General features: G+C 67.0%; 17 protein-coding genes. 5 read left to right on the forward strand and 12 right to left on the reverse strand.

The genetic code is table 11. From position 1 onward, the window contains the following. Window positions 1-48: 48 nt before the first annotated feature. On the forward strand, window positions 49-396 hold the full coding sequence (locus tag HUA78_RS32360) for a helix-turn-helix domain-containing protein (protein ID WP_139919023.1): 348 nt from the start codon (window positions 49-51) through the stop codon (window positions 394-396). A 216-nt stretch (window positions 397-612) separates the two neighbouring features. Here HUA78_RS32360 and HUA78_RS32365 read toward each other — a convergent pair whose 3' ends face one another. Together HUA78_RS32365 and HUA78_RS32370 are read right to left on the reverse strand one after the other, a co-directional pair. Next, window positions 613-999 carry a hypothetical protein gene (locus HUA78_RS32365; RefSeq protein WP_254623999.1) on the reverse strand — a complete coding sequence of 129 codons (387 nt, stop codon included), beginning with the start codon at window positions 997-999 and terminating at the stop codon, window positions 613-615. Between the two features lie 7 nt (window positions 1000-1006). Continuing rightward, window positions 1007-2179, reverse strand: a complete 1173-nt coding sequence (locus HUA78_RS32370; protein WP_174477874.1) for a serine/threonine-protein kinase — start codon at window positions 2177-2179, stop codon at window positions 1007-1009. A gap of 256 nt (window positions 2180-2435) precedes the next feature. Here HUA78_RS32370 and HUA78_RS32375 point away from each other — a divergent pair, with 256 nt between their 5' ends. Further along, the gene (locus HUA78_RS32375) at window positions 2436-2816 is read left to right on the forward strand and encodes a DUSAM domain-containing protein (protein ID WP_174477875.1); all 381 of its coding nucleotides are present in this window, start codon (window positions 2436-2438) and stop codon (window positions 2814-2816) included. Between the two features lie 112 nt (window positions 2817-2928). On the opposite strand, the gene HUA78_RS32380 is transcribed toward HUA78_RS32375, so the two are convergent. The 8 genes from HUA78_RS32380 to HUA78_RS32415 all read right to left on the reverse strand — a co-directional run bounded on the left by HUA78_RS32380 (window position 2929) and on the right by HUA78_RS32415 (window position 13613). Further along, complete coding sequence (locus HUA78_RS32380) at window positions 2929-3453, reverse strand: PspA (protein WP_174477876.1); 525 nt, start codon at window positions 3451-3453, stop codon at window positions 2929-2931. Between the two features lie 112 nt (window positions 3454-3565). Further along, window positions 3566-3988 (reverse strand): hypothetical protein, encoded by a 423-nt coding sequence (locus tag HUA78_RS32385; RefSeq protein ID WP_174477877.1) that lies wholly within the window; start codon window positions 3986-3988, stop codon window positions 3566-3568. Further along, on the reverse strand, window positions 3985-5538 hold the full coding sequence (locus tag HUA78_RS32390; RefSeq protein WP_174477878.1) for a recombinase family protein: 1554 nt from the start codon (window positions 5536-5538) through the stop codon (window positions 3985-3987). The genes HUA78_RS32385 and HUA78_RS32390 overlap by 4 nt, the downstream gene beginning before the upstream one ends. After that, on the reverse strand, window positions 5535-5735 hold the full coding sequence (locus tag HUA78_RS32395; RefSeq protein WP_174477879.1) for a hypothetical protein: 201 nt from the start codon (window positions 5733-5735) through the stop codon (window positions 5535-5537). Before HUA78_RS32395 ends, HUA78_RS32390 begins: the two co-directional genes overlap by 4 nt. Beyond that, window positions 5732-6307, reverse strand: coding sequence for a DUF2924 domain-containing protein (locus HUA78_RS32400; RefSeq protein ID WP_174477880.1), 576 nt, complete (start codon window positions 6305-6307; stop codon window positions 5732-5734). Before HUA78_RS32400 ends, HUA78_RS32395 begins: the two co-directional genes overlap by 4 nt. Before the next feature lie 204 nt (window positions 6308-6511). Continuing rightward, window positions 6512-9499 (reverse strand): CHC2 zinc finger domain-containing protein, encoded by a 2988-nt coding sequence (locus HUA78_RS32405; RefSeq protein WP_174477881.1) that lies wholly within the window; start codon window positions 9497-9499, stop codon window positions 6512-6514. A 266-nt stretch (window positions 9500-9765) separates the two neighbouring features. Further along, window positions 9766-10479, reverse strand: a complete 714-nt coding sequence (locus tag HUA78_RS32410; RefSeq protein ID WP_174477882.1) for a hypothetical protein — start codon at window positions 10477-10479, stop codon at window positions 9766-9768. A gap of 2519 nt (window positions 10480-12998) precedes the next feature. Beyond that, window positions 12999-13613, reverse strand: a complete 615-nt coding sequence (locus tag HUA78_RS32415; protein ID WP_174477883.1) for a tyrosine-type recombinase/integrase — start codon at window positions 13611-13613, stop codon at window positions 12999-13001. A 128-nt stretch (window positions 13614-13741) separates the two neighbouring features. On the opposite strand from HUA78_RS32415, the gene HUA78_RS32420 reads away from it, so the two are divergent. The 3 genes from HUA78_RS32420 (at window position 13742) to HUA78_RS32430 (ending at window position 18274) form a co-directional block, all read left to right on the forward strand. Further along, window positions 13742-14089 (forward strand): BRO family protein, encoded by a 348-nt coding sequence (locus HUA78_RS32420; RefSeq protein WP_174477884.1) that lies wholly within the window; start codon window positions 13742-13744, stop codon window positions 14087-14089. Beyond that, the gene (locus HUA78_RS47800) at window positions 14079-14441 is read left to right on the forward strand and encodes a hypothetical protein (protein ID WP_371745707.1); all 363 of its coding nucleotides are present in this window, start codon (window positions 14079-14081) and stop codon (window positions 14439-14441) included. The genes HUA78_RS32420 and HUA78_RS47800 overlap by 11 nt, the downstream gene beginning before the upstream one ends. Window positions 14442-14590: 149 nt before the next feature. After that, on the forward strand, window positions 14591-18274 hold the full coding sequence (locus tag HUA78_RS32430) for an AAA family ATPase (protein ID WP_174477886.1): 3684 nt from the start codon (window positions 14591-14593) through the stop codon (window positions 18272-18274). A 955-nt stretch (window positions 18275-19229) separates the two neighbouring features. Here HUA78_RS32430 and HUA78_RS32435 read toward each other — a convergent pair. Both HUA78_RS32435 and HUA78_RS32440 read right to left on the reverse strand, forming a co-directional pair. Beyond that, window positions 19230-21443 (reverse strand): hypothetical protein, encoded by a 2214-nt coding sequence (locus HUA78_RS32435; protein ID WP_174477887.1) that lies wholly within the window; start codon window positions 21441-21443, stop codon window positions 19230-19232. Then, window positions 21440-23911 carry an AAA family ATPase gene (locus HUA78_RS32440; protein WP_174477888.1) on the reverse strand — a complete coding sequence of 824 codons (2472 nt, stop codon included), beginning with the start codon at window positions 23909-23911 and terminating at the stop codon, window positions 21440-21442. The genes HUA78_RS32435 and HUA78_RS32440 overlap by 4 nt, the downstream gene beginning before the upstream one ends. Between the last annotated feature and the right edge of the window lie 3 nt (window positions 23912-23914).

Consider the following 23914-nt stretch of genomic DNA (forward strand, 5'->3'; position numbering starts at 1 on the left):
TGGTGTCCCCATGACAAATAGCAATTCGGGTATATTCTCCTGCACCTTATGAACGAACAGCTTGCAACGCACCTTGGCGCTATCGCCCGCCTCGCCCGGGAGCAAATGAGCCTGACGCAGGTCCAAGTCGCGGAGCGCGTGGGGATGGCCTCCGCCGTCTACAGCCGAATCGAACGCGGGCACATGATTCCCAGCGTCGAGACGCTGAAGAAGTTGTGCATCGAGTTGATGGTCTCTCCGGAGGACATGATGGGCCTCACCGAGTCGCCTGACAGAGGGGCTCCAACCCGGCCGGAGGATGACGTCACCTTGCGCCGCCTTCTCTTCCTCGCGCGGAAGCTCGATGCGGCGAAGCTGGACGCCCTCGTCCGCATCACCACCGAGTTGGCCCGCTGACGCAGCACCCTCGGAGGAGGGGCGCCGCCAAACGGCTCGCACCGCCCTCTTCCCAGCGCCAGGCTGCGTGCGGCCAGCGCTCCGGCGTCGCCGAGCAGGGGGCGGGCCTGGCGGGCAGAGCCCCATACCTCGGAGCCCTGCACCGAAGCACGCGCCCCTCCAACCCGAGCGGGACCCAGCGATGACGGAGCGCCTCCCGACGACGGAGGCACCCCGCTACGCTGCGCCGCGCTCCCACAGCTCCGCATTCACGTCGGCGAGCTGCGCCTCCAGGCCCTTCCTCCTCAAATGGAGACGGGCCACCTCGTCCAGCCCCACCTCCGCGTCGACACGTCTCTCCCTTGGAGGGTCGGCCTCCAGGTACTCACGCACCTCCACCGTGAGGACGTCGCCCGCGCGGATGTTGTTGACGTAGCACCACGTCAGGTGCTCGCGGTGCTCCCTGCCCACGGAGCCCCCCACATGGAGCGTCAGCTCCGGGCAGGCGGTGGATTCGTCGTGAGGGCGGCGCACCCACGTCAGAATGGTGGAGAGGACGCCGAAGTCCGGCACCCCCGCGGTGGTGAGGTGCCGGCCATTGCGCAGCGCCCGAAAGCAGAGCATCGGCGGCCTACCCTTTCTTTGGGAGCCCAAGCTCGTGCTTCTCCAGCCCATCCGGGTAGATGCCGGCCTCGCCGAACTCCACCTCGTCACGCAGCACCCCTCCCTCGGACACGACACGGGCTACCTCCTTGGCGGCCTCCGCTCGCCCATAGGGCTCGTGGAGCTGGGCGTGGGCGACACCACGCAGTGCATCCCTCATGTCCGCCGCCGTCGCGAAGCGCTCCTCGGGGTTGAGGCGCAGTGCCGTGTGCAACACCGCCTTGAGGTCCTCATTGAGGTGGGCCACCGCCTTCTCGACGACATCCGGCCCGAAGGACTCCATGAGGGTCTGCATCTGCCCCAAGGGCAGAGAGGGCTGCATCTCCGTCCGGAACCGGCTCTCCTTCGCCGCCAACACCGGGGCGTCGTGCACCTCGAAGAGGTGTTTGTTCGTCAAGGCCTCCACCAGCAACACCCCCAGGCTGAAGACGTCGGAGCGCGGCGTCAGCCCTTCCTTGCGCAGGTACTCGGGGCTGGCATAGGCAACGTCGCCTCGGAGCAGATTCTCCGGCGACTCCTCCCGCCCCACCAGCAGCGAGTACGCCGCTCCGAAGTCCAGCACCTTCACCTCTCCATGCTGCCCCAGCGCAATGTGCCGAGGGCTCACGTCGCGGTGGACAATGCCCAGATGCACTCCCTTCTCCGACGTCAGCGTGTGCGCGTAGTGCAGCGCGTCCGCCACCTCCGCGCCCACGTACAAGCAGAAGCCCTCCGAGAGGGGCTGCCCTCTCACCAACGCCGCACACACCAGCGTCTCCAGCGAGGGCCCACCCACGTACTCCATGATGGCGTAGGGGGCGTCCTCCAGCTCATCCACCTGCATATGGAAGACTTGAGCGATGTTGGGGTGGTTGAGGCGAAAGGCCAACTGCACCTCTTCAATCATCCGCGTGCGCTGCATGTACGTGGATGGGCTGGCAATTCGGCGGACCAGACACGGACCGGACAGCGCGCCATCCGCCACGCGCCGCTCCGCCTTCAGCAGCCGCTCGCCACTCGGCCGCACCTCCAGTTCCCGCACCGCCTCGTAACGCACGCCCTCCACCTCGAAGAGGAAGCGCGGCGCGCTGGGTGCAGTCAGGCTGGGGACTCTGAGCGGTAACTCTTCCGTCGTCACTTCATCTTCCGGACGCTTCGGCATGGCTGTGAATCCTCCTGAGTGAAGGGTGCGGCCCCACGGGCAACGAGACTCGCCGTCACCGGGCACCTCTCCGGGAACGAACTAGGTCTAGTTGACTTGACCGTCGAACTAACATGACCTTCCGTGCCTGTGAAGCCCTCTGACACCCGCAGCGGACAGGCCGCTGCCCCATGAGCGCCTATCCCTCTCCTGGGTGCAAGAGGCCCCAGCCCTGGCTTCGCACGCAGGCTTGGGTTGCTCGCAAAGGAAATGACTCGTGAGTGAAACCGTTGACTGGGGGCCGATTCGCGAACTGGCACGTCGTGTCTCCACCACAGGAGCGCGCCTGGCCCTCACAACTGAGGCGAAGGCACTGCTGAGGCGCACGGCCTCCGAGGTGGGAATCAGCGACAGTGAAGCCGAGAGCGCGCTCGCCACGGAGGAGGGTGCGGTGGGCCTCTTGAGTGAGGAGTCCCGGCGCATCCGAGAAGGCTCCCACAGGCTCATGGATGCGCTGCACCGGATGTACCAGCACAAGGACAAAGGGGACTTCGGCAGCGCCCGCCAGGAGATGCGGAACGTGCTCGCCGTGGAAGTCGTGCCCCACTACCGCGCCCTCGCCGAGGGGCAGCTCGAAGGCATGGCCGACGAGCCGTAGCAACGAATGCGGAGCGCCTTGCCCAGCGGTGTGCCGGGCGAAGGCGTCGCTCGCGCATTTGGGTTACTTGCCGCACGAGCGCCCTCCGGAGAAGGCGCTTCGCGGCCCTGACTCAGGCTGGCGTCACCTTGCCGAAGGGGCGCACTACCTGTTTGTTATCTGAGACACGCTCCACCGTCACCGTCTTCGCCTTCGCGTCGATGGACTTCACCTTCGCCGAGAAGCTGCCCCGCCCCTGCTTGTAACGCACCTCCTGTCCCACCTCGTATGCGACGGACGTCGCGGGGTTGGGATTGGAGCTGGGGGCGGCGACCGTCGTTGTGCGCCGCGCCGCACGCGGGCGCCCTCGGCGATTCTGGGGCGCGGCCTTCGTCTTCGTGGGGTTGGGCGCGGCCTCCGGTTTCACCCACTTCCGCACAGGCACCGAGGACGGGCGCTTCGGCGCGGGCCCGGGCGGGCGCTTCGACGCGGGAGGAGGCACGGAGGCGCGCTTCGGCGCGGACGCCGCAGGAGTCGGACCCACCTCAATGCCCAGGAACTGAGCAATCTTCTCCAGCAGCTCCAACTGCCGGCCCATCGCCTTCGCCACCCCCTCCTCCACCGCAGCCTGAATGGCACTCTTCATGTCGTTCTGCATGTGCTCTCGCTCACTTTCCTCGCGGACCACCCGGCCCGCCTATTCTTCAACACCACAGACAGCCGTTTGCACTCACGCTACACCAAGGAGTCCGTGTATTCGGACTCCCGTCTCAAAATGAAGCCTTCACCTCGCGCCAGCGCTCGCGCTGCACCGCCCACGTCCCCGCGTGTGCAACGGCCCGGAGGACTCGCTCACTGAGGAGCTCCGCCCCATCCACGGCCTCGAGGAACAGCACCTCCTCCTGGATGTCGGGCGCCAGCAACCGCAAGTCCAACAGGTGCGTCACACGCGCCCGGGTAAAGCCCAACTGGCAGGCGACGTCAGCCGCGCTCGCCACCAGCCCCCGCTCAATGGCGGACTCCACATGGTGCGCCAGGGCCAGCATTCGCGCGACGCGCGCGGGCCTTCGCGCCACCTCTCGCGGCGACGGCGGCGCCCCCTCTCGGAAGCGCACCTTCGCGCGGTGCACGCGGTGGAAGTGCGCGCTGACGAGGCCAGCCTCCGCCAGTTGGGATTCAGGGCTCGCGCTCACGCCGCCGCCTCCTCGCGCGCGGGCGCTGCCGGCTCACCGGCATGGGACAGGTAAACGTCGACCTGGCCCGTCGCCTCGTTCACCACCACCCGGCCAACGAGGGCTCGCAGCAGACGCCCACGGTTTGTCGCCGTCAGGGCGTCCCACACCGCGTCGAAGTCCGCCAGGGCCTGGGCCACCCACTCCGCCTCCACCTTCTCCCTCTCCATGGCGTCCAGGGCGCGCTCCACCTCCGCCAACCGCTTCCTCATGCCGGCGACTTCCTCTTCCGCAGCCGTCAGCTTCTCCTCCAGGAGGCGCCGGGCGGGCCCCTCCAGTTTGGCGAGGGAGTCCACCCACTTCCCGGACTCCCCAGCGCGCTTGCCCAAATCCTTCGGAAGCTGCGCGCGCTCGGCGCGTAGGGCCTTGTGCTTCTCCTCCATCCGCGCCGTGAGGCGGGCGTGTACCTGTGCCGCGAAGCCCTCACCTACCGAAACCTCCCTCAGCCGCGCGACGACGAAGTCCTCCAAGGCGGCTGCCGGAAGGGAAGCAGCCCGGCACCCCTCCCTCCCCTCCTTGTCCCGGGTGATGCAGCGGTAGTAGCGGTACTCACGCGCTCCCTTGCGCGTGCTGCCGGGCGTCATTGCCTCGCCACACATGCCACAGCGCAACAGGCCTCGCAGCACGTAGTCAGGGTTGCGCCCGTGGTACTGGATGCCGGGGCCACGGCCCTCCAGCATGTCCTGCACCTGATGGAAGGTGGCCCTGTCCACGATGGGCGAGTGCTCTCCCGGGTGCATCTCGTCGCCATACGGCACGAAGCCTGCGTACAGGGGACTCCTCAAGAGGCGCAGCACATCCTGCGTCGTCCATTTTCGAGCCGCGCGCGTGGCACCGCTCCGGGCCTCGTGCCGCTTCGTCTTGCGCCCCACCTCGTTGAGGAGGCGCGCCACCGTCGAGGCCTGCTGGTGCTGGAGGTACAGCTCGAAGGCCTCCCGCACCACCGTCGCCTCGTACTCATTCACCACGAGGCGCTTGTCCTTCACGTCGTAGCCCAGCGGAGCGCGTCCCCCCGTCCACAGTCCCTTACGGCGCGCGGCGGCCACCTTGTCCCGCGTTCTCTCCGAAATCATCTCCCGCTCGAACTCGGCGAAGGACATCAGCATGTTGAGGGTGAGCCGCCCCATGGCGTCCGCCGTGCTGAAGTTCTGCGTCACCGAGACGAAGGAAGCGCCCGCTGTGTTGAGGCGCTCCATGACTTTCGCGAAGTCGAGGAGGCTGCGGGAGAGGCGGTCCACCTTGTACACCACCACGACGTCGACCCGGCCCGCGTCGACGTCCTGCAGCAGCCGCTGGAAGGCGGGCCTCTCCATGTTGGCGCCGGTGAAGCCACCGTCGTCGTAGCTTTCATCCACCAACGTCCAGCCGGGCTGGCGCTGCACGTAGGCGACACAGGACTCTCGCTGGGCGTCCAGCGAGTTGAACGCCATCTCCAAGCCCGCCGCAGTGGACTTGCGGGTGTAGATGGCGCAGCGCTTCGCGTCCGTGGGTGGCGACTTGCTCTTCCTCATGGCCCCTCCGAATCCCCGGGCGACGGTTCCCGTGGCTCGACGCTCGGCGCCGGCTTCTGCCCGGCGAGCTGCTCCGCTACGGCCACCAGTCGCTCCAGGTTGTCGTTGAGACGCCCCAGTTGGCGGACGAACTGCGGCATCGTCGTCTCATAGAAGCGCTGGCCCATGTACGTTTGGAAGAAGGCGGGGCCACTCATGACTTCACCGCCTTCGGGCTGCCGTCCTTGAGGCCGAAGAAGGTGAAGCCATTCCAGGCCGTGCCCGTAATCAGCTTGGCCACGCTGGAGAGGCTGCGGTGAAGCTGGCCCTCGTATTCAATGCCGCCCTCGCGCACCGTCACCCGGTGCTGCGTGCCTTTGAAGGCGCGCGTCAGCACCGTGCCCGGCGGGGGCAGCCGCGCGTCGCGGCCGTCCGCAGCGGGTGCGCGTGCGTCCGCAGCGGCGGCGCGCACGTCCGAAGCGGATGGAGGCGGCGCGGAGGGCTTCGCATCCTCCACCTGCCGCATCCTCCAGCGCTCGGGAAGCTTGTCGCCCAGCTCCGCAATGCGTGCCACGGCGCGCGTGGAGAGGCCGCCTTCGGCCAGCTCCTGAATCCGGAAGGCCAGTCGCTTCCTCAGGTAGTCCCGGTTGCGGCTGCGCGTGGGCTCGCCGTAAAGCTCCAGGTACTTCGCCGCCAAATCCGGCACTGACATGCTGGCCAGCGCGGCCAGTTGCTGTGGCACGTCCGCCAGCTCCATACGGGCGGCCCGCGCAATCCCCCTCTTCGCCATGGTGGTGTCTCCTTCGTCCGGGGCAGCACGCCCTCGGGCGAAAGCCATGGACGCTCTGTCCCCAGAAGAAGACAAGTCGAGAGTCCGCAGCTCAGCCATGCGCGCCCTCCTCCGCATCCCACGTTGCCGTCTGCCGTTGCGGTTGTGCATGCCGACGCAACCGCAACTCCCAGAGGGCAGCTGGTGAGGACCTCCACCTCGCCCTCACGGCGTTGTTCCAGGAGGCTCGCCGGGCAACTCCTCCGCCCATGGGTCGACTTCCGCCACCTCTGCGGCAGCCGTGCCTGTACTCACCTCCAGTTCGCCCGCCAGTCTCTGGAGTGCGTACATCGTCCGCTTCTTGCGGTCCTGGTTCCTCACCACCACCCTCAAGTCACCAAAGACTCTGTCCCTCGCCGTTTGCAGCGCGCGGCCCAGCCGGCTCTGCTGCGAGCGTGGGCCACCCTCACCTCGCACCTGAAGCATCAGCTCGTCCTTCTCGCACAACTCGTTGAGGCTGGAGACGAGCACCTCCGCCGTCCCGTGGGCTGCCCACCAGGACTGCACGAATTCGCGCCAGGACTCCCCTTCGACGTCTGCATTCGCATAAAGCTCGTCGAGGTTGCCGAGGAAGCCCTCCACCCCAGCCACCTTGAGAAGGCCGCCCATGACGGCCGCCCAGTGCTCGAAGGAGCCCAGCCGCTCGCGCCCCAGGGGCCTCCCCGCGGCAATCCACGCCTGCACGAGCGTCAGGGCCGCACGCACCAACTCGCTCCGGTGCTCCTTCACCCAGAGGATAATCGGGTCATGCTTGAAGCGACTTCGCGTCCAGGCCCTGTCCAGCTTGGGGTCGATGCGGATGCGCACAGAGCGACGGGCAATGTCCTTTGAAAGCTTCGGGTTGTTGCCGGTGAGCATCCACATGGCGGTATTGGGCAGCGTCAGCTTCTGCGTCTTGCCCAGGAGGCGGTCCGTCCAGGAGGTACTCGTCAGCATGGCCGCGAGGGCCGCGGAGGAGAGCGTCGCCTTCTCATTGGCGTTGTCGAGGAGGATGAGGGGGCGCGCCAGGGCGAGCTCGGCGGTGAGCGTCTTTCGAATCTCCTCTTCATTCTCAGGCAAGGTGCCAATGGCGAACGCCCTGCCCGTCGCCACCCACGAGACGAGGTCGCACAAGAGGCCCTTGCCGGAGCCGACAGCGGGCGCCTCCACGACATGGAGAGGGGTACAGCCCTCAATCATCCGCCTGACGAAGGGCAGGAGGACGGCGGCGAGGGCATGTGCCTTGTCGCTGGGGTGCGCAAATGGGAAGTCCACGAAGACGTCGTCAAAGAAGAGGGCCCGTGCGGCTGCAACCTCCTCGGATGTCGGCCGCTCGGACACGGCGCCGAGGTGAAGCGCAGGAGTGGGCTCCAGCCAGAGTCTGTCCTCCGGGTGCAGCCCGGGCGTCAGGAGGAGCTTCCCGTCCTGGCCGAATACCGGCGTGGTAATGACGGCCTCCACTGGGGGAAGGCCCGGGGGCGGGTACGCGAGGAAGTCCCGCGCGACGTCCTTCGGCGGGAAGACGGAGTGCGGCCTGCCCTCCACTTCCGTTACCCACGTCGCCTCCCGGAGGAGGACTCCGTAGACGGCGGCCTCCGTCATCTCCGAGAGAATGGGCGCCTCCTTCTCGGGCTGCGCGAGTTGCACGAGGGCGTTGCCTCGCACAAAGAGTGGCGCCGCCTCATTGGCGAAGCCCTGCGTGCTGGCAGCCCGCATGCGACGCTCATTCGCCTGCACCACCGCTTGGCGCGCCTCGGTGACAATGGCCCAGAGTTGGCGGTTGCCCACGTTGATTTCCGGGCGCGCGGCGGAGGCACGGCGCTGCGCCGTGGCCGCCGCCTCCTTCTCCGCCACCACCCCCTTGAGGTTGGCGTTGAGTGCCCGCCTCCGGAGGCCAAACTTCGCCGAAATGGCGTCCAGCACCACGTCGGCTCGGACTGCCGTGCATTGCTGCAATGAGGCCAGGAGGGGCGCCAGCGCCTTGTCCAAGTCTGCCTTGGGCGCACTCTCTGGAATGCCATCCAGCAGGTACTCCGGGTATGCCCTCGCGCGTCCGAGGACTTCGTGAAGCGTCGCGGCGCCCTGCGACGCGACAAGAGCGTTGACGTCCACCTTCTCGGTGCCCTGCGGACGTGGAAGCAGGGCGACGCACGCCTCGCGGCCCTCGGCCCAGAGGGCTGCGGCAGTCTCCCGCGCGCCCGCCTCTCCGGCGCCGCTGGCCTCGGCGTCATTGCAAATGACGACGCGCCTGGCGTCGCGCGTCAGCCTCAGCAGCCGAGGAATGTCCTGCTTGCGAAAGCGCGTCGTGGCGGGAGAGAGGCAAGGAATGCCCGCCTGCATGGCGCTGATGCAGTCGGTGACGCCTTCCGTAATCAGCAGCGTGTCGGCCTTGCGTGCCGCGTCCTCGTTGTAGAAGTAGTCGTTGCGGACGGTGGGCGAGACGTAGGGGTGCCGCTCCGAATGGGTCAGGAGCTTCTTGTACTTCGCCTTCTCCCACTCTTCGTCGCCCGTATATTGCGTCGCGCGGGCGATGAAGTAGACGACGCGGCCCCCCTTCCAGTACGGGAAGACGAGGCGCTCCCGGAAGAAGTCCTCGACGCGGCCGCCTGGCAGTTGGACGAAGAGTCCCGTCTTGAGGGCCGCCTCGCGGCTCGCGCCCAATACCTCACTCAGGTGCGCGAAGAGGCCGCCGTCGGCCCACCCCAGCTTGAGGCTGTCCACCACCTCGTCGGTGAAGCCGTAGTGCTGGTTGAAAGACTCCTCGCGGAGTTTCGCGGGCAGGCCGCGGTGGTAGTAGTCGGCGGCGGCCGTGAGGAGTCGCTCGACTTCGCGGCGCTCCACCAGCGCCTCGAGCTCACGCGCGTAGGACTCGTCATGAGGCGAGGGAGGGGGAATGCCGGCGCGCTCGGCCAGCCGGAATACCGCCTCCTTGAAGTCAACCCTCTCCCTCTCCTGGACGAAGTTGAAGACGTCGCCCCCCAGGCTGCCGCCGTTGGAGAAGTCGTGCCACGTCTGCGTGCTGGGCCACACGACGAAGGAGGGCGTCTTCTCGGTGTGAAAGGGTGAGAGTCCCCTGAGGGTGCTGCCCGAAGGGCGCAACTCGACGTGGGCGCCGACGACGTCGGTGATGTCCGAGCGGCTCCGCACCTGTTCCACGAAGGCGCGAAAGCTCATGGCTCATACACCTGGAGGCTGCGCCTCGTCGCCGCGGAGTCTGGCCCTTGACGCACGCCAGGTTGGCGCGCACGCCACGCCAGCAGGGCGCTGGGCCGCCGCTGCGCAAAGACTGTTGGGCGGCCGAGGACACGAGAGGCACCGCGCCCCTCGTCCCCGCGGCGCGCGGAGAAGGAGTCCTGCATGGGTTGCTTTCCGGGGACGTGTGGACGGGCTGCCTCGCAGCACGCCCTCGCTTGGCGGCTCAATTCACCTCGGGCTGGCGCTCAGCAGTTTCGTTCCCAAAACGCCCGGTACTCGACGGCAACCGCTTCGACGAAGGTTTGCCACTCCTCGCCGCGCATGGCTGACACGTCCCCAACCTGCTGCATTCCGAGGTGGTGGTGGAGGAGGCGCTCCACCCTCTTGAGCGGCATGGTTTTCAGTACGTCAGAGAGGTACTGCACGAGGCGCGTGTTGGGTGGCCTTGCGCCCGCGTCGCCGCGGCGCGCCGCTTCGGCTTGCGTCGACGCGTCCACCCGGAGCTTCGCCAAGTCGTGAAGCGGCAGCCCCTGGAAGGCCTGCTGCTGCTCCGGAGACAGGCGGCGCTCGGGCTGCAGGGAGTAGCGCGTCTGCCACCAGTCCTTCGCGGCCCCGTGACGTTGGACTTCAACGGCCCATGTCTCCAACCCAAACGTGTGCCGCACGCGCAGGACGTCCTTGAAGAAGGCAATCCCGTACTCCAGCACCTTCACCTCGCGCGTCTCGAAGAGGGCGACGTTGTGGGTGAATCGCAGCACGGGCTTGTGTCCCTCCGCCTTCAGCCTCCGGGTGAAGGGGACGAACTTGTTGTCGATGAAAGCCACGTCGCGCGGGTGCGGCTCCCCGAGGAAGACGACGACGGCGCTGTCTCCGTCATTCTCCAACTTCAGCCAGGCGTCCCCGGCCTCCTTGGGCTGCTTCGCCAACTCCTGCGTCTGCTGCAACGCGCTCGCGGACATGCGGCAGTCCTCCCTCAAGGGCTGGGCTGGGCTGGGGCAGGGCTGGGTGTCTGGGTAACTGGCCTGGGGGAGTCGCTCTCGTCACACATGCGTGCCTCGGGGCCGGAGGAGGTTGTGGCCGCTGCTGCTGAGAAGCCGCTCCGTCCCTGCAGGGACAAAGGCTCGGGGCCCGCAATCGGGGACATGCTGACGCGCACGAATTTCCCCGGGGGCATCCGAATCACCAGGTACTCATGTTTTGCTGGAGTCTTGGTGGCTTGCCCTGCGTCCGGCAGCATCATGAGGAGTCCGCGGCGGGCCATCCTGCATGGAGGGGCGCTCCCTCAAGAGGGCGGCGATGGCCTCTGCTGAGCGGGCCTCATGCCCCTGCCTTAGACACGGGCGGAGTTCCCACCTCCTCCATTCGGACGCCCACGCTGCGCTCCAAGGGGAGAGGCCACGAGCACTCCACGAGGGGCTGGCCATGACTGCTCGGAACGGGCGAGGAGCGCGTGGGCGAGGCAACCTTCGCGCCGAAGGGCGCGGACCGCCGTCCCCCCAAAGCCGCTCTCGCTCGAACCAGGGCAACCCCAGCAGGCGCATCGGGTGGTGCTCACCGGTGACTCGCAACCGGCGGCCCCAGCACGACGCGGGGACATAGGACGATGAAGGCAGGGAACAGGAGAGTGAGTGACCTCGCCACCTACTTTCCCCCTCCGACTCTCGCATCCCTGCCGGACTGCCGGACTTCATGCCGGACTTCCCCCGCAGAAGTCCGGCACCCAAAACGGCTGTAACTACGAGTGGTTAGGCCCTCCTGCCGGACTTGCCGGACTTACTCCCCCGTCCCTCCCCTCTACGGGGAAATATTTTCTGCGCGCTCCCCTCCCAAAATATTTTCCCTCGCGTACGTAAAGGTGGCTTTGAAGTCCGGCAAGTCCGGCAGAGTGACTCAACCCCATGAAGTTGTTACGGAAATTACTGCCGGACTTCATGCCGGACTTCTGCCGGACTTTGGAGAAGTCCGGCAGCTGAAGTCGGGGGCGGTGCCCTGCTTCAACTGGAGGTAGAGGGCGCCCGAGAGAGACCTCGGCACCTCCGGCTTCCCTGCCCTGGTTGCTGGATGCCAGGGACCGGCTCAACGGATCGCATCCGGGTCGGCCAACCAGCTCGCGACTCCTGCGCTCTCAGGACTGGCCGCTTGCGCCCTGTTGCCCTTCACCTGCGCGCGGAAGGCGGGGCACGGAGAGAACCGTTCAGGGTTCTGCGAAGCTGCCCCTTGGCGCTCCTGAGCACCCGGGCTGCTTGAGTGGGGCGGGACTCCGATTCGCGCAGGTGACCACGGGGATGGGGCGGCCCATGACAACGCGAAGGAGCGGCTGCCTCGGCGGCTGCGCGAGACCCGAAGCTGCTCGTCCAGGTTGGCCCAGGGCCAGCGACACTCCCGCGCTCGGGAGATGCCCCTCCGCCAGGCTCCCTCCCCCCGCCGAACCCGACTGAGAGCGCCCTCCGGTAAGTGGACGCGGACACTTTCGCGATCAATCTCGCCGTTCACTTTCTCCGAGCTAGGCCGCGCCCGTTCACTTTCCCTGTGGAGCTCCGGCCTGGCGCGCGAAAGCACACGCCTGGCACCACAGCCTTTGTAGTTTCGCGAGGTTAGGGCGGACAGCCACCAGGTTCTCGAGCGCCGCGGTCCGAGTTCGGGCCTGAACTCGCGCCCGGAAGCACACTCGTCCAGCGGGCCGGACCCCAGCGCGCCGTTCACTTCTTCGGCCCGGGACGCCCTGCTGCGCTGCGCCCCGCTGGCCGCCACGCGGCCACCTGGCGCGCGCCCCCGGTTCAGCCCCGCGCGCCGCGCCTGTCGCCGCGTGGCGCCCCTTTCGTGCGCGCGTGTCCCCCAACGCTTCGGGCTGCAGGCCTTTGTCCTCCTCGTGAGCCCCACGGGCCCCCGAGCTGCCCTCGAAGCCCCGGCCCCCCGCTTCGCGCGCACCTGGGCACGCGTGCCGTTACCCGGGCCGAGCCGAATGGCCGAAAACAGGTAAAGGCGGCCATTCGGCGTCCCCGTCCCGACGCTGTTTCGCGTGCTTACGAGGCCACCTGGCGGGCCGAAACGCCGAGGCTCATGGCCGCTTTCCCCAGGTTGGCGCCTCCTGCTGCCCGTCACGCGCCCCTGCCCTTCACCAGCCAGCAGCACGGCCTGCCCCGCCGGCCGCAAACGATACCTACCGACGACGCCAGTAGGCCTACCCTGCCTACCCCTGACGCTAGGGTGGGGGGTGGTGCGTTTTTTCGTGCGGGCCTCGCCGCCGGGGTGTGTACCTAGGGCACTTTTTGAGAGGGTCACCTCCCAGAAAGTGAACACCCCGAGCCTGTTCATTTGCACCCGGTAAGTGAACGCCTCGCGCTGTTCACTTTCGCCGGCTGCGCCTCGGGCGGCCCGCGCCGGGCCCCGCGCACAGCCGCCCCTCACCGCCTCCGCGCGGCACCCCGGCCCAACCAGGGGCCCTCGCGGACGATCATCGCGGAGGTAGGGTGCCCCATCAGCAGGGCAACTCTTGCGTCACGCGCACTAACTCGTCGTCCGAGGGGTGCGTGTAGATGACGGTGGAGTCGATGCTGCGTTGGCGCGCGAAGCGCTGGGTGAGGCGGATGTCCTTCGTCCTCCGGTACACCCCGGTGCACGCGGTGTGGCGCACGGCGTGGAAGTTCAAGTGCCGCTCCAAACCCGCGCGCTGCTGCCACACCGCGAAGCCGTGGCGCACCTGTCGCGTGGACAGGCGCAGGCCCTTGCGGCTCAAGAAGAGCGGCGCTTGGGGACCCACGTCGTGCCCCAGCGAGCGCTTGAGGCGCAGCAGCTTCTCCAGCTTCGCGCGCACCGTGTCCGAGAGGACGACTTCCTGGGGGCTAGGGTGCCGACGGCAACCCTTGAAGACGCGCAGCGGCACGTGCCGGCGTGCGCGGCTACGCGCGTCGAAGATGTCGCCGATGTTGAGGGCCACCAGTTCGTGCTCGCGAAGGCCCGAGGCCAGCGCGAGGCTGTACAGGCAGTGGTCCCGGAATCCCCCCTTGTGCACCCCTGTCGTGCGCAGCAGGAGCGCCACCTCCTTCTCCGTGAGGGTGCGAGGTGGGCGGGCGACAGCGGCATAGGCAGACATGGCGACTCCATCGTAAAGAGGACGCGGCCATGCACGCTCTGTCGCCCCAGCAAGACAAGTCATTAACCACGCTGCGCATTCTCAGCCGGGCCCCACGCGGCCTCGGCGTTCCCCAGAAAGGAGTCGCTGTGCATCAGCTCGCGGAATTCAACTTCGAGGCACACCGCATCCGGGTCTCCATGGACGAGCGGGGTGAGCCAGGGTTCGTCGCCGCGGACATCTGTGCGGCGCTCACCATCAACACCGAGCAGACACATCCCTGCGGGGACGACGAAAAGGGTCTGCGTACTGTGCAGTCCCCTGGAGGCCCGCCGGAGATGAGCGTGGTCAACGAGCCCGGCATCTACGTGCTCACCTTCAGCAGTCGCAAGCCCGAGGCTCGGCGAGTCAAGCACGAGGTGACGTACAAGGTGTTGCGCCTGTCACCCGAGCGCAGGCTTCGACTTGCTTCCCGTCATGCACCAGATGTGGCGTAGGAAGGGGCAACACTTGCTGGTTGAGACTGCCAGCAAGAACAAGCGAGTCGCCGTCTGCGGAGTCTACCGCGTTCCGGACGGCCGTATTCTCTTCAGCCACCAGCCGAGCAGCGTCAACTCCGTCCTCTTCGCTGCCATGGTGCGCATGCTGAAGGCATGCGCCCAGGCCACCGGCAAGCGAATCGTGCTCGACAACAATGGGGCCTTCACGTCCAATCTCTCGCCCCAGGCCCTCCAGGCGGAAAAGGCGTGGTGCGCCCCCTCTGGCTACCGAAGTACACTTCGGAGAAGCCTAAACGGACTGAGGGCCACCGAGGCCACCTCAAGGAGGCGTACTTTGGCCGCATGCTGACTAAGAGCCGGGATGGCTTCTATGCTGCGGTCGTTCACCGCATGGAACGACCGGGTCGCCCACGAGACTACCGACGTCTCATTCCACCTGCCCGCCCTCGCAGGGTAGGCAAAGATTTACCCCCGATTGCATAGATAAGAGGTGGAGCCATGTTTCATCTGACTGCACGTGTTGCCTGGCACGACTCCCGCTGGAACGGCTCGGTCTGCCGCCAGCCCTCCTGCAACTCCTTCTGCGCGGCGCTCGACCGAATTCGCGAAGAACGAGACGACGCCCGCGAGGACGCCCTGGCCGGGACGCGATGGAGCATGCTCACCCCAGACGAACTGCCAGCCTGCAAGGCCGAGTCGGGCGCGTTCATGAACGAGGAGGAGTGGACGCGACGCTTTGTCCACCCTTATGCGGGCATCAAGAAGGCCGACGAAACGCACGGCCACCTCAAGCCGACGCTCGTCAAAATCCCGCGCTACGCCACGTTCGTGGTGCCGTTTGCGTGGATGCTCCGGAGCGAGCAGAAGGCCATCGACGAGCGGCTCCCGACGCCTCTCCCTCCTGACGAGGAGTCCCCGTTCGCGAGTCCTTGGGTGTTTGGGCGCGAGAGGCAGGAGGCGATCCTCAAGCTATTCTCGAGCCGACTCACACCGGAGCGCTCTTTAGTCTTCTTCTACTGCAAGGAGGGCCAGCCGCTCGGCGACACCATCTCCCGGCTCGTGATGGGCGTCGGAAGGATCACGACGGTCGCGGCACCCAAGGCCTACGACGTCACCAAGAAGAAGCCCACGCACTTGATGTGGGACCTCCTCATCCGGCACACGGTTCGACCCGACGGCGAAGACGGGTTCCTGCTTCCGTATCACGAGTACCTGGAGCCGACGGGAGATGCCGTCGAAGACGTTCGCCGTGAACGACTGCTGCTCGAGATCGCGGTGCCCGCCGACCCGGCTCACGTTCGCGTCTTCTCCTACGCTGCAGAGCTGGCGCCTGCCGACATCGCACTGTCGACACTGGTTCGTTGCCTTGAATCCGTGCGAAAGATCCGCGAGCACGGGATTGCCAAGGGCCCGTGGGAGCGCCGCGAGGAGTGGCTGAACCAGCAGATCGCACAGGCTTGGCAAGACCGAGGACCGTTTCCCGGACTCGGCCCGGCTCTCGAAGCGCTCGGGATACGCCTTGGGACGGCGCTTGCGCTCGAGTTGCGGTCGTCAGGAGCCGTGAAGGCCGACGCCGACCCGTGGCCGACAGTGGCCGGGCTTCTCCAGGGCAAGCAGAAGCCGCCGCAGCCCGCGTACACGGAAGACCTGAAGGCGATCCGGGAGACGTGGACGGGCCTTTCCGATGAGCGTCGGACGGTACTCAAGCTGCTCTCGCGCTTCGCGTTCACCTCGGCGCAGGCTCTCCGCTGGTTCGATCCGAAGGAGAGGGCCAAAGGCACGGCGGCGAAGGTGACTGACGAAGAGATCCTCGCGAACCCGTACCGGATGAGCGAGGTGGACCTCGGCGACTGGGACGACTCGCCGGTGTCCGTTGGGCTCATCGATCGCGGCCTGCTTCCCGACGCGACCATCGCGGTAAAACATCCGGTCCCGACCCCGTCGAAGGTCGGCTCGCCGAACGATGCGCGCCGTTTGCGCGCTGCGTTGGTCGCGGTGCTGCGCGAAGCAGCGGAGGACGGCGACGCGCTCCTCAGCATTTCCGAGGCGCTGCAGCGCGTGGGCTCGCTGGACCTCGCGCACCCTTGCGTGATCGGCTCGGACTGGCCGAGCACGAACCGCACTACGCTGTCTGGCGTCATCGAGTTGGTTGACGTCGCCGGCACGGGCGTAACGCCGACCCCCGCCCTACAGCTCACCGAGCTGAAGGGCCGTGAGGATCGACTCCGCTCCGTACTGGGAAAGCGCGCTGGCAAACCGGCGGCTCCCGTGAAGGCGGACTGGCAGAAGCGGCTCGTTCAAGCCATCTCTGATGCCGGCGGCAAGTTCGACAACAAGAACGAGCTGCACCGCCAAGCGATCGAGGAGCAGGCGCTTGCACTCGAACGGCTGCTGTCGCCTCGGTTGAGCGTCCTTGTCGGCCGCGCCGGTACGGGCAAGACATCCGTGATGGGCGCGTTGATGCTTTCCGACGCGCTCACGAAGGACGGCATCCTTTTGCTCGCGCCGACCGGGAAGGCGCGCGTGCGGCTCGGCAAAGCCACGAACGCAGAGGCGATGACCGTCGCGCAGTTCCTCCACCGGCTCGGGCGGTACGACGGTGCCCGCCAGCGGCCGAGGTTCGACGGCAAGGACAAGTACCGCAGGGAGAAGACCGTCGTCATTGACGAGTGCTCCATGCTGACGATGGACGACCTCGTCGCAGTGCTGGAAGCGCTCGACCTCGCGCACGTGCAGCGCCTCATCCTCGTCGGCGACCCGAATCAGCTTCCCCCGATCGGCGTCGGTCGCCCCTTTGCGGATTTCGTCTCGTACCTCGAGACCACGGATGCAAAGGGCGATGACGGCTCGCCGCTCGGGCGCGCTCTTGCGCGGCTCACCGTGGAGGTTCGCGCAGCGGCTGCAGCGTCGGCGGCATCGGACGCTCTGCGCCTCGCGTCTTGGTTCACGCGAGAACAGCAGCCGGTCGATGCCGACCGCGTCCTCAGCGACCTTGAGCTCGGTGAGAAGTTCAACGACCTGCAGATCGTGTTCTGGAAGACGCCCGACGAACTGCGCGGGCAACTGCTCCAGGCGTTCCAGAAGCACCTTGGGCTGAAGAATGGCGGCGACGTGGCGGGCTTCGACGCGTCGCTCGGGCTCGACGAGCGCGGCTGGGTCCCGTTCGATGCGCCCGAGGGTTCTGAACGCTGGCAAATCCTCTCGCCGGTGCGGATGCACCCGCATGGTGTGCATGACGTCAACCGGTGGGTGCAGCGGCACTTCCGCGCCAAGGAACTCGAAGCCGGCATGAAGCCGTGGGGCTTGGCTCTCGGCGACGAGAACATTGTGCGTAAGGACAAGGTCATCCAGACCTCGAATCAGCATCGGAACGCGTACGACGGCAAAGCCTCCGAGAAGCACTACATCGCGAATGGCGAAGTCGGCCTCGCTGCGACGGATACCAACGGGTGGATGAACGTCGTCTTCGCCGGTCGCCCCGGCCTGAGATTCGGTTACGCGAAGCGCGACTTCCCTGGAGGGGCCGGTCCCCTCGAGCTCGCCTACGCGCTCACCGTGCACAAGTCGCAGGGCAGCGAGTTCAAGAAGGTCTTCGTCATCCTGCCGAAGAACTGCAGGCTGCTCTCGCGCGAGCTCCTCTACACTGCGCTCACGCGCTCGCGTGAGCAACTCGTGCTCCTCGTTGAAGGCGACGACGCGACGGTGCTCTTCGACCTCACACGGCCCGAGCGCTCGGAGACGGCGCGGAGGAACACGAACATCTTCCAGGGCGTCATCCGCGTGACGGACGACTCCGTACCGTTCGCGGAGCACCTGATCCACCGGACCGAGAAGGGGCATCTCGTCCGGAGCAAGTCGGAGCTGGTCATCGCGAACATGATCTTCCAGCTCGGCATCCCCTACGAATACGAGCGCGTCTGCGACGGCACCGCTGCGCCGGGACGGCTTCGCCCTGACTTCTCGTTCGTGACCGCCGATGGCGACCTGATCGTTTGGGAGCACCTCGGGATGCTCAGCCGCCCCGACTACAAGAAGGGCTGGGACTGGAAGCGCGCTTGGTACCAGAAGAACGGCTTCACCGAGGGCAAGACGCTGTTCACGTCGACTGAGGAGGACGGCAAGGGCCTCGACTCTGCCGTGCTCAAGAAGACGGCGATGACTATTAAGGCGCTGCTCGAGTAGGCGACGAAACGAAACCCGATGCCTGAATCCACGCCGAGTATCGCCGACGAGATCGAGTGCTACGTTCGCACCGGCGACGCCGACATGGATGCCTGGGCGTGGCCCGGTGACTTCATTGAGCGCAGCCGACGCCAGCACGCCGACCTTCGTGGCGCGCTCGTCGAGGAGGTCCGTCGGCTTGCGAAGGGGCACTCGCACGAGCCAGTGCCCGCAAACGTCGGCGTCGAGTTCACGCGCGCCAACGTTGAACCGATGGTGCGCGGGCTCTTCGCGCGCGCCGAGCAGGACGTCGTGCTCTCGACGTTCGAGAAGTCCGTCGTCTACGTCACGAGCGACACCATCGAGCCGATCATCCTAAATCACAGGTGGGATCGCTCCGCGTGGTACCTCGCGAACCTGTTCCTCCTCAGTGTCGGCGCGAAGCCGCTCGGCAAGAAGGCCGTGCGCATCGTCGGGATGAGCGAGGAGACGACCTGCTACGTCTCGCCGGAGTACTTCGCCGAGGACGATCCGTTCGCCGACTTCATCGTCCACGAGGCCGCGCACATCTTCCACAGCTGCAAGCGACGGACGATCGGGCTCCAAGAGACGAGCAGGAAGGAGTGGCGGCTCGACATCGAGTTCGGGCAGCGCGAGACGTTCGCCTACTCGTACGAGGCCTACGCCCGCATCTCGGCGAGCGCGAAGAGCCCCGCCGAGCGCCGGGCACTGGCGGTCGAGTACGGCTCGAAGCGGCGGATCTCGGAGGAACGCGTGGACCCGGCCGAGGTGGCGAACATCATCGAGGAGCGGCGAGCCCGCGGAACGGCTGGAAGGCGATCCTGGCGCAGTGCGCGCCGACCAGGAAGCCGCGCTCGGCACTGCAACTCTCGCGCGAGACGATCGCCGCCCGGGACCGCGCCGGCCGCATGTGACGCGCTGCTGCGAATAGCTGCTTTTGCGTCAAAGCGGCTATTCACGCCGCCGAGGGCGGCAGCGAGTCATCACGCCCCTCGCCACAAGACGGGCACGCGAAGTCGACCTCGGTCCCGTCAACCCACGGAATGGCCAGGACGTCGGCGCCCAGCGTCCGGTCGACCCAGCCGGACGCTCCAGCCCTTGCCGTCCAATCGGCCCCGCTCAGCCGCAGCACCGGGATCAACTTCGAGCACCTGCGGCATGCGATGGTGCCCCACGTCGTCGAGCAACCCGCGCAGGTGCAAGAGAAGTGCTGGCCCATCGGCTTGAAGTCGCGACGCGCGTCTGCCCGCCGGTTGCAGGTCGGGCACGTGAGCAGGGCTGCCACGGCCTCCACGGACCTCGACAAGTCCGCTGCGAACCTCTGGAGTGCGGCGAGCCTCTGCTCCGCTGCTGTGACCTCGCCGTTCAGCGCCTTCTTTCGCGCGTTGCTGTCGCCGGTTGCACCGCCAGCGCGATGAACTTCACGCAGGCGATGGGAGACAGCTTCCCGCTCAGCCTCGAGGCGTCGCAGATCAGCAGCGGACTCGGTGACGAGGCGATCGGCGTGAAGCGACTCGTTGTCGAGGGGCGCCCGGAGCACGCGCATAGTATTGCCGGTCACATCGAACCACGGCTGCGTGCGCCCGACCTCCGACGGAACAGGGCGAGTGATCGTCGGCGGGTACGCAAAGAACGACGGCGTCGTCGTGCTCCAACGAAGCTGACGCGCGACCCGTTCCACGCTGCCGATGTCCCACGGAGACACGGGCAAGAAGCCGACCCGCCTTTGACCAGCGGAAGCGCTCTCATGCGACAGCGAGCGAAGACGCCGCGCGAGGTCAGCAGGCAGAAGGTCGAACGCGTCGGCGTTCGAGGGCGACGGGTAGAGGATGAGGGTGGTGATGCCTGTTACCGTCTGGGCGTCGGCCTCGGCGAGTAGCGAGCGAAGCTGCTCTTCGTCGAGCGTCGTGAGCGAGCTGCACAGAGGAACGATGCGCAGCGTGTCGACGCCCACGCCATCCAGCGAGATTGCCCCGTCCTTCGAGGACCACGAAACACGTACGACGCATGAACCCCGACTCACCTCCATCCCGTTGGCATAAAGGGGGCTCTCTATCTCGCTCGGCTCGAAGCGAAGCTGCTCGAGCGCGCGAAGCGTGAGGAGGACCGCAAAGCTGTCAAAGGAGCGACAGACGCCTTGCATCTGGTCGAAGTACTCACGCGGACGAACAGCGTGTTCGAGACCGAGCCGCGCCCACTCGATCCAGAGTTCGGCGACGCGTCGGTAGTGGGCGTCGTCGCTCAAGATGTTGGTCATCGTGAGACTCGTGCCCACGGTCGCCCTGCGCGGGACCTCTCGGTACAACGCCGAGTCCTTCAGGCCAGCTATGGTGAAGATCAGGTGCTTCAGGACGCCGAGGGTTCTCTCTGCCTTGCGCTTCGCCTCGCTCGCGTCGAGCGCCTTGCCCCACAGCGTGTAGATGCGGTCTTGGCGCCAGTGCGAACCACCAGCCGCCGAGCCGTGATTGCCAGCAGCCTCCTCGAAGATTCGCAGCAAGCGCGAGACCTCCTGGACCCGGCGACGCAGGTGCGTGACGAGGTGGTCTACGAGACGAACCGCCACGCGGTTCTCGTAGATGTCGAACTGGTCCTCGCGAACGGTGGCGAGGATTCTCTTCGGGACGACGGAGCGGAGCATTGGCCGCTCCCAGTCTTCAGTATGCGCGGCGAGATAGTTCGCGGCCTGCGCCGGGAACCTCCGTGCGCGCGACACGGGCATGCGATCCACTTCGACGCGGAGGTGCGTACGTGGCCGCCTACAGACCTCCTCAAGGTGGCCGACGTTCTCCTTGATCCGCAGTTCGAACGGCTGAAGCTCCGCGCGGGCGGACATCCCCGGCACCAGCGGGGACACGGCGAGGAGGTCGAGCCAAGTCCCTCCGCGCTCGGCCAGTTCGCTCAGGCTGTGCCCGACGGTGCGGATGCTCGCGACATCGAGCGGGTCGAGCATTTGAGTGCGCGCGAAGGTCCCTTCGATGCGCTCCGACGCGCGCAGCAGGTGCCATCGCCCGCCCGACTCAGGGACGAGGAACATCCCGTCGCGGGCTGGGAACGAGTTCACGAGCAAGTCCCCGGATGCGTCGTCGCGCACGACGTAGCGCCCGAGCAGCGCGGCCCCGCCACGCACCTCGGCAACACCGCCGAGCCGGTCGAGGAGCCGGATGGTCACGCGGTTTCCTCGGCCCCAAGTCGACGCAGTTCGTCACGGACGATTGCCGTAGACAACAGCTTCGCGACGTCACCCTTCTCCAAAGCCGGCCACGCCTCGCTGATGCGCTCGTTGAGGGCGGTGAGATCTTCCGGCCGCGTGTCGTGACGGTCTCGTACCTTGCGAAGCAGCTTGGTGGCAAGGATGTGGTCCACGGCTTCGCCGACGGTTCCACCGGCCGCGACCACCACGGGGACGAAGTCGAGCATCTGCCGCTCGAGCCGGTTCCCCCATCCCACGCCGAAGCGGCGCCCGAGGATGTCGGCGAACCATTTATCGAGGAAGGCATACGCGTCCTTGGCCTTTGCCGCGTGGACGGTTTGCGCCTTATCGAAGGCTGACCGGAGGGCGTCGAACGAGACCGGCGACCGAGCGGGCAATCGCTGCAGTGTGAACTGCGCTCGGTGGCGCGGGAGCTCCATCACATGGGCGCGGTCGTAGGTCTTGTCTGCGAAGTCCTTGGTCGTCTCGTCGTGATTCGCGGTGCCGACGAACCACACATTCCGCGGGATCGCGAGCGTGCGTCCGTTGCGCATGTGAGCGGGCGCGGGCTCGACCGGCGCGGTCATCAAGTCGAGCTTCTGGAGATTGGGGGCCTGCTCCAGGGCGGAGAGCAGATCCGCGAAGTACTGCTCAGGGTGAGAGAGGTTCATCTCGTCGAGGACGACGATATTGACGAGGTCCTTGTAGCGCGGGCACTGCGCCCGGTAGAGCGCCTGGAGGAACTCTGATTCGTAGAAGCGCCGCTCGAAGGCATTGAAGTGACCGACGAGGTCCTGCCGATCGCGCCACCCGGCCTGCACCTCGACGAGGGTCGAACCCGCGCCAAGGGCCCGTGCCACCGCGAGCGGAAGGCTCGTCTTTCCGGTTCCGCTAATGCCGTGAAGCAGGTGGAGCCGGCTCATCGCGAGCCCACCCAGGAAGCAGCGGATGTCGCGCAGCCCATAGAAGAGCACCTTGTCCTGGTTGTTCGGGTCGATCGCGATCCGGTGCTGGAGGTCCTCGCAGAAGGCCTTGAGGTCCGTGATGGCGTCGGTGACGGGCGTCTGGGTCTGCAGCGCGCTGTCGGTGTCCATCTGGCTGCACGCGGGGAACGGGCTGACGCCGTCGGCGCGGCGGATGCGCTCGTTGACGTCCTTGCGCAGCTCCTCGATGGCAGTGTGCAGGAGGTCGCGAGCACTCTCCAACGCCGCCTTCTGGTCGCGGAGCGTTTCGAGTTCGGTGACCGCGATCGAGGCCCTCGCCAGCGCCGTCCTCGCCGCGACACTCTCCTGCGTGAGCCGCGCCCGTTCCGTCTCCCAATCCTCCTGCGCTCGTTCGAGGGTAGCGAGTCGCTCGGTGACATCCTGGTTCGGGCGCTTGGCGAGTTGCGCCTTCAGGGAGGCGCGCTCCTTCGCGAGCGCGTCGAGTTCCTTCTTCACCTCCTCGAGCGGGCGGTTGCCTAGCGCGCGCTCTGCATCGTCGCGCAGACGCAGCTTTTCGTACAGTTCGTCCTGACCGGCCTGAGCGCTCTCGAGTCGGGCCTCAAGGTCCCTCTGCTTAGCCTTCGCGGCCTCGAGTTCGTGCGCAGCTCGCCGAGCGACGCGCTCGTCGAAGGCCTCGCGATCCTCGCGAAGAACATCCCTCTGGAGATCCACCTCGACAGCGCGCTTTTTCAGGTCCGCACGGTCCTTCGTGAGTTGCTCACGTTCGAGCCGGAGCCGTTCGGCGCTCTCTTTCTCCGCAACAGCGATCTTCGCCTCCTGGGTGGCGCGGGCATGCCTTTGCTCCTCGCGCCTGCGCTCTTCCTCCGCGCTGCGCTCCGCTTCCCACGCCGCGCGCTCCTTCGCGATCTGAGCGCGGGCCTTGGAAAGCTCCTCGCGCAACGTCGCGGCTTCCTCATCGAGTTGCCGCAAGGAGGCTCTGCGCTCGACGGCGAAGCCTGCCTCCGCGTTCAGCTCCCTGTCGCGGAGGCTATTCTCGCGTCCGTCGAGTTCCAGCCCTCGCGACCGGAGCCTCGCCTCCGCCTCTTTCACCCGCGACTGGTCCGCCTTGAGCGCGCGCTCCGCTTCCTCCAGCGCCGCCGCGCCCGTCTTCAGCCCTTCGTCACGGGTCAGCACGTCCTGCTCAAGCGCGGCGAGCTCCGTCTCGCGCTTGGCGAGGCGTTCGTCGCGTGCCCGGCACAGCGCCAAGGTCTCATCGACCTGCTTCGCGGCCGCGGCCAGGTCGAGAGTCGAGACGTCGGTAGAGGGAGGGGTGGCGAGGGCGATTTCCATATCCGCCTCCGTGGCTGCCGCGATGGCGGTTCCGTTGGTCGCCGTGATGATGGCGAGTGCGACCTCGGGCGTCATCGGAGCCGCAGCGACGATGGGCTGGACCGAGTTCGTGGGTGACGAATCCGGCGCCTTGGCCTGCTGGTGCTGCTGCCGATGCTTGTTCTTCTTGCTCATGTT

The organism is Myxococcus sp. CA033, assembly GCF_013336625.1.
GTDB lineage: Bacteria > Myxococcota > Myxococcia > Myxococcales > Myxococcaceae > Myxococcus > Myxococcus llanfairpwllgwyngyllgogerychwyrndrobwllllantysiliogogogochensis.

Bases quoted from the DNA above. Each gene is read 5' to 3' on its own strand.
- HUA78_RS32415 (WP_174477883.1), bottom strand. From the start codon at position 13,613: ATGTCTGCCTATGCCGCTGTCGCCCGCCCACCTCGCACCCTCACGGAG.
- HUA78_RS32370 (WP_174477874.1), bottom strand. From the start codon at position 2,179: ATGCCGAAGCGTCCGGAAGATGAAGTGACGACGGAAGAGTTACCGCTC.
- HUA78_RS32440 (WP_174477888.1), bottom strand. From the start codon at position 23,911: ATGAGCAAGAAGAACAAGCATCGGCAGCAGCACCAGCAGGCCAAGGCG.
- HUA78_RS32365 (WP_254623999.1), bottom strand. From the start codon at position 999: ATGCTCTGCTTTCGGGCGCTGCGCAATGGCCGGCACCTCACCACCGCG.
- HUA78_RS32405 (WP_174477881.1), bottom strand. From the start codon at position 9,499: ATGAGCTTTCGCGCCTTCGTGGAACAGGTGCGGAGCCGCTCGGACATC.
- HUA78_RS32400 (WP_174477880.1), bottom strand. From the start codon at position 6,307: ATGGCGAAGAGGGGGATTGCGCGGGCCGCCCGTATGGAGCTGGCGGAC.
- HUA78_RS47800 (WP_371745707.1), top strand. From the start codon at position 14,079: ATGTGGCGTAGGAAGGGGCAACACTTGCTGGTTGAGACTGCCAGCAAG.
- HUA78_RS32430 (WP_174477886.1), top strand. From the start codon at position 14,591: ATGTTTCATCTGACTGCACGTGTTGCCTGGCACGACTCCCGCTGGAAC.
- HUA78_RS32380 (WP_174477876.1), bottom strand. From the start codon at position 3,453: ATGCAGAACGACATGAAGAGTGCCATTCAGGCTGCGGTGGAGGAGGGG.
- HUA78_RS32390 (WP_174477878.1), bottom strand. From the start codon at position 5,538: ATGAGGAAGAGCAAGTCGCCACCCACGGACGCGAAGCGCTGCGCCATC.
- HUA78_RS32410 (WP_174477882.1), bottom strand. From the start codon at position 10,479: ATGTCCGCGAGCGCGTTGCAGCAGACGCAGGAGTTGGCGAAGCAGCCC.
- HUA78_RS32360 (WP_139919023.1), top strand. From the start codon at position 49: ATGAACGAACAGCTTGCAACGCACCTTGGCGCTATCGCCCGCCTCGCC.
- HUA78_RS32395 (WP_174477879.1), bottom strand. From the start codon at position 5,735: ATGAGTGGCCCCGCCTTCTTCCAAACGTACATGGGCCAGCGCTTCTAT.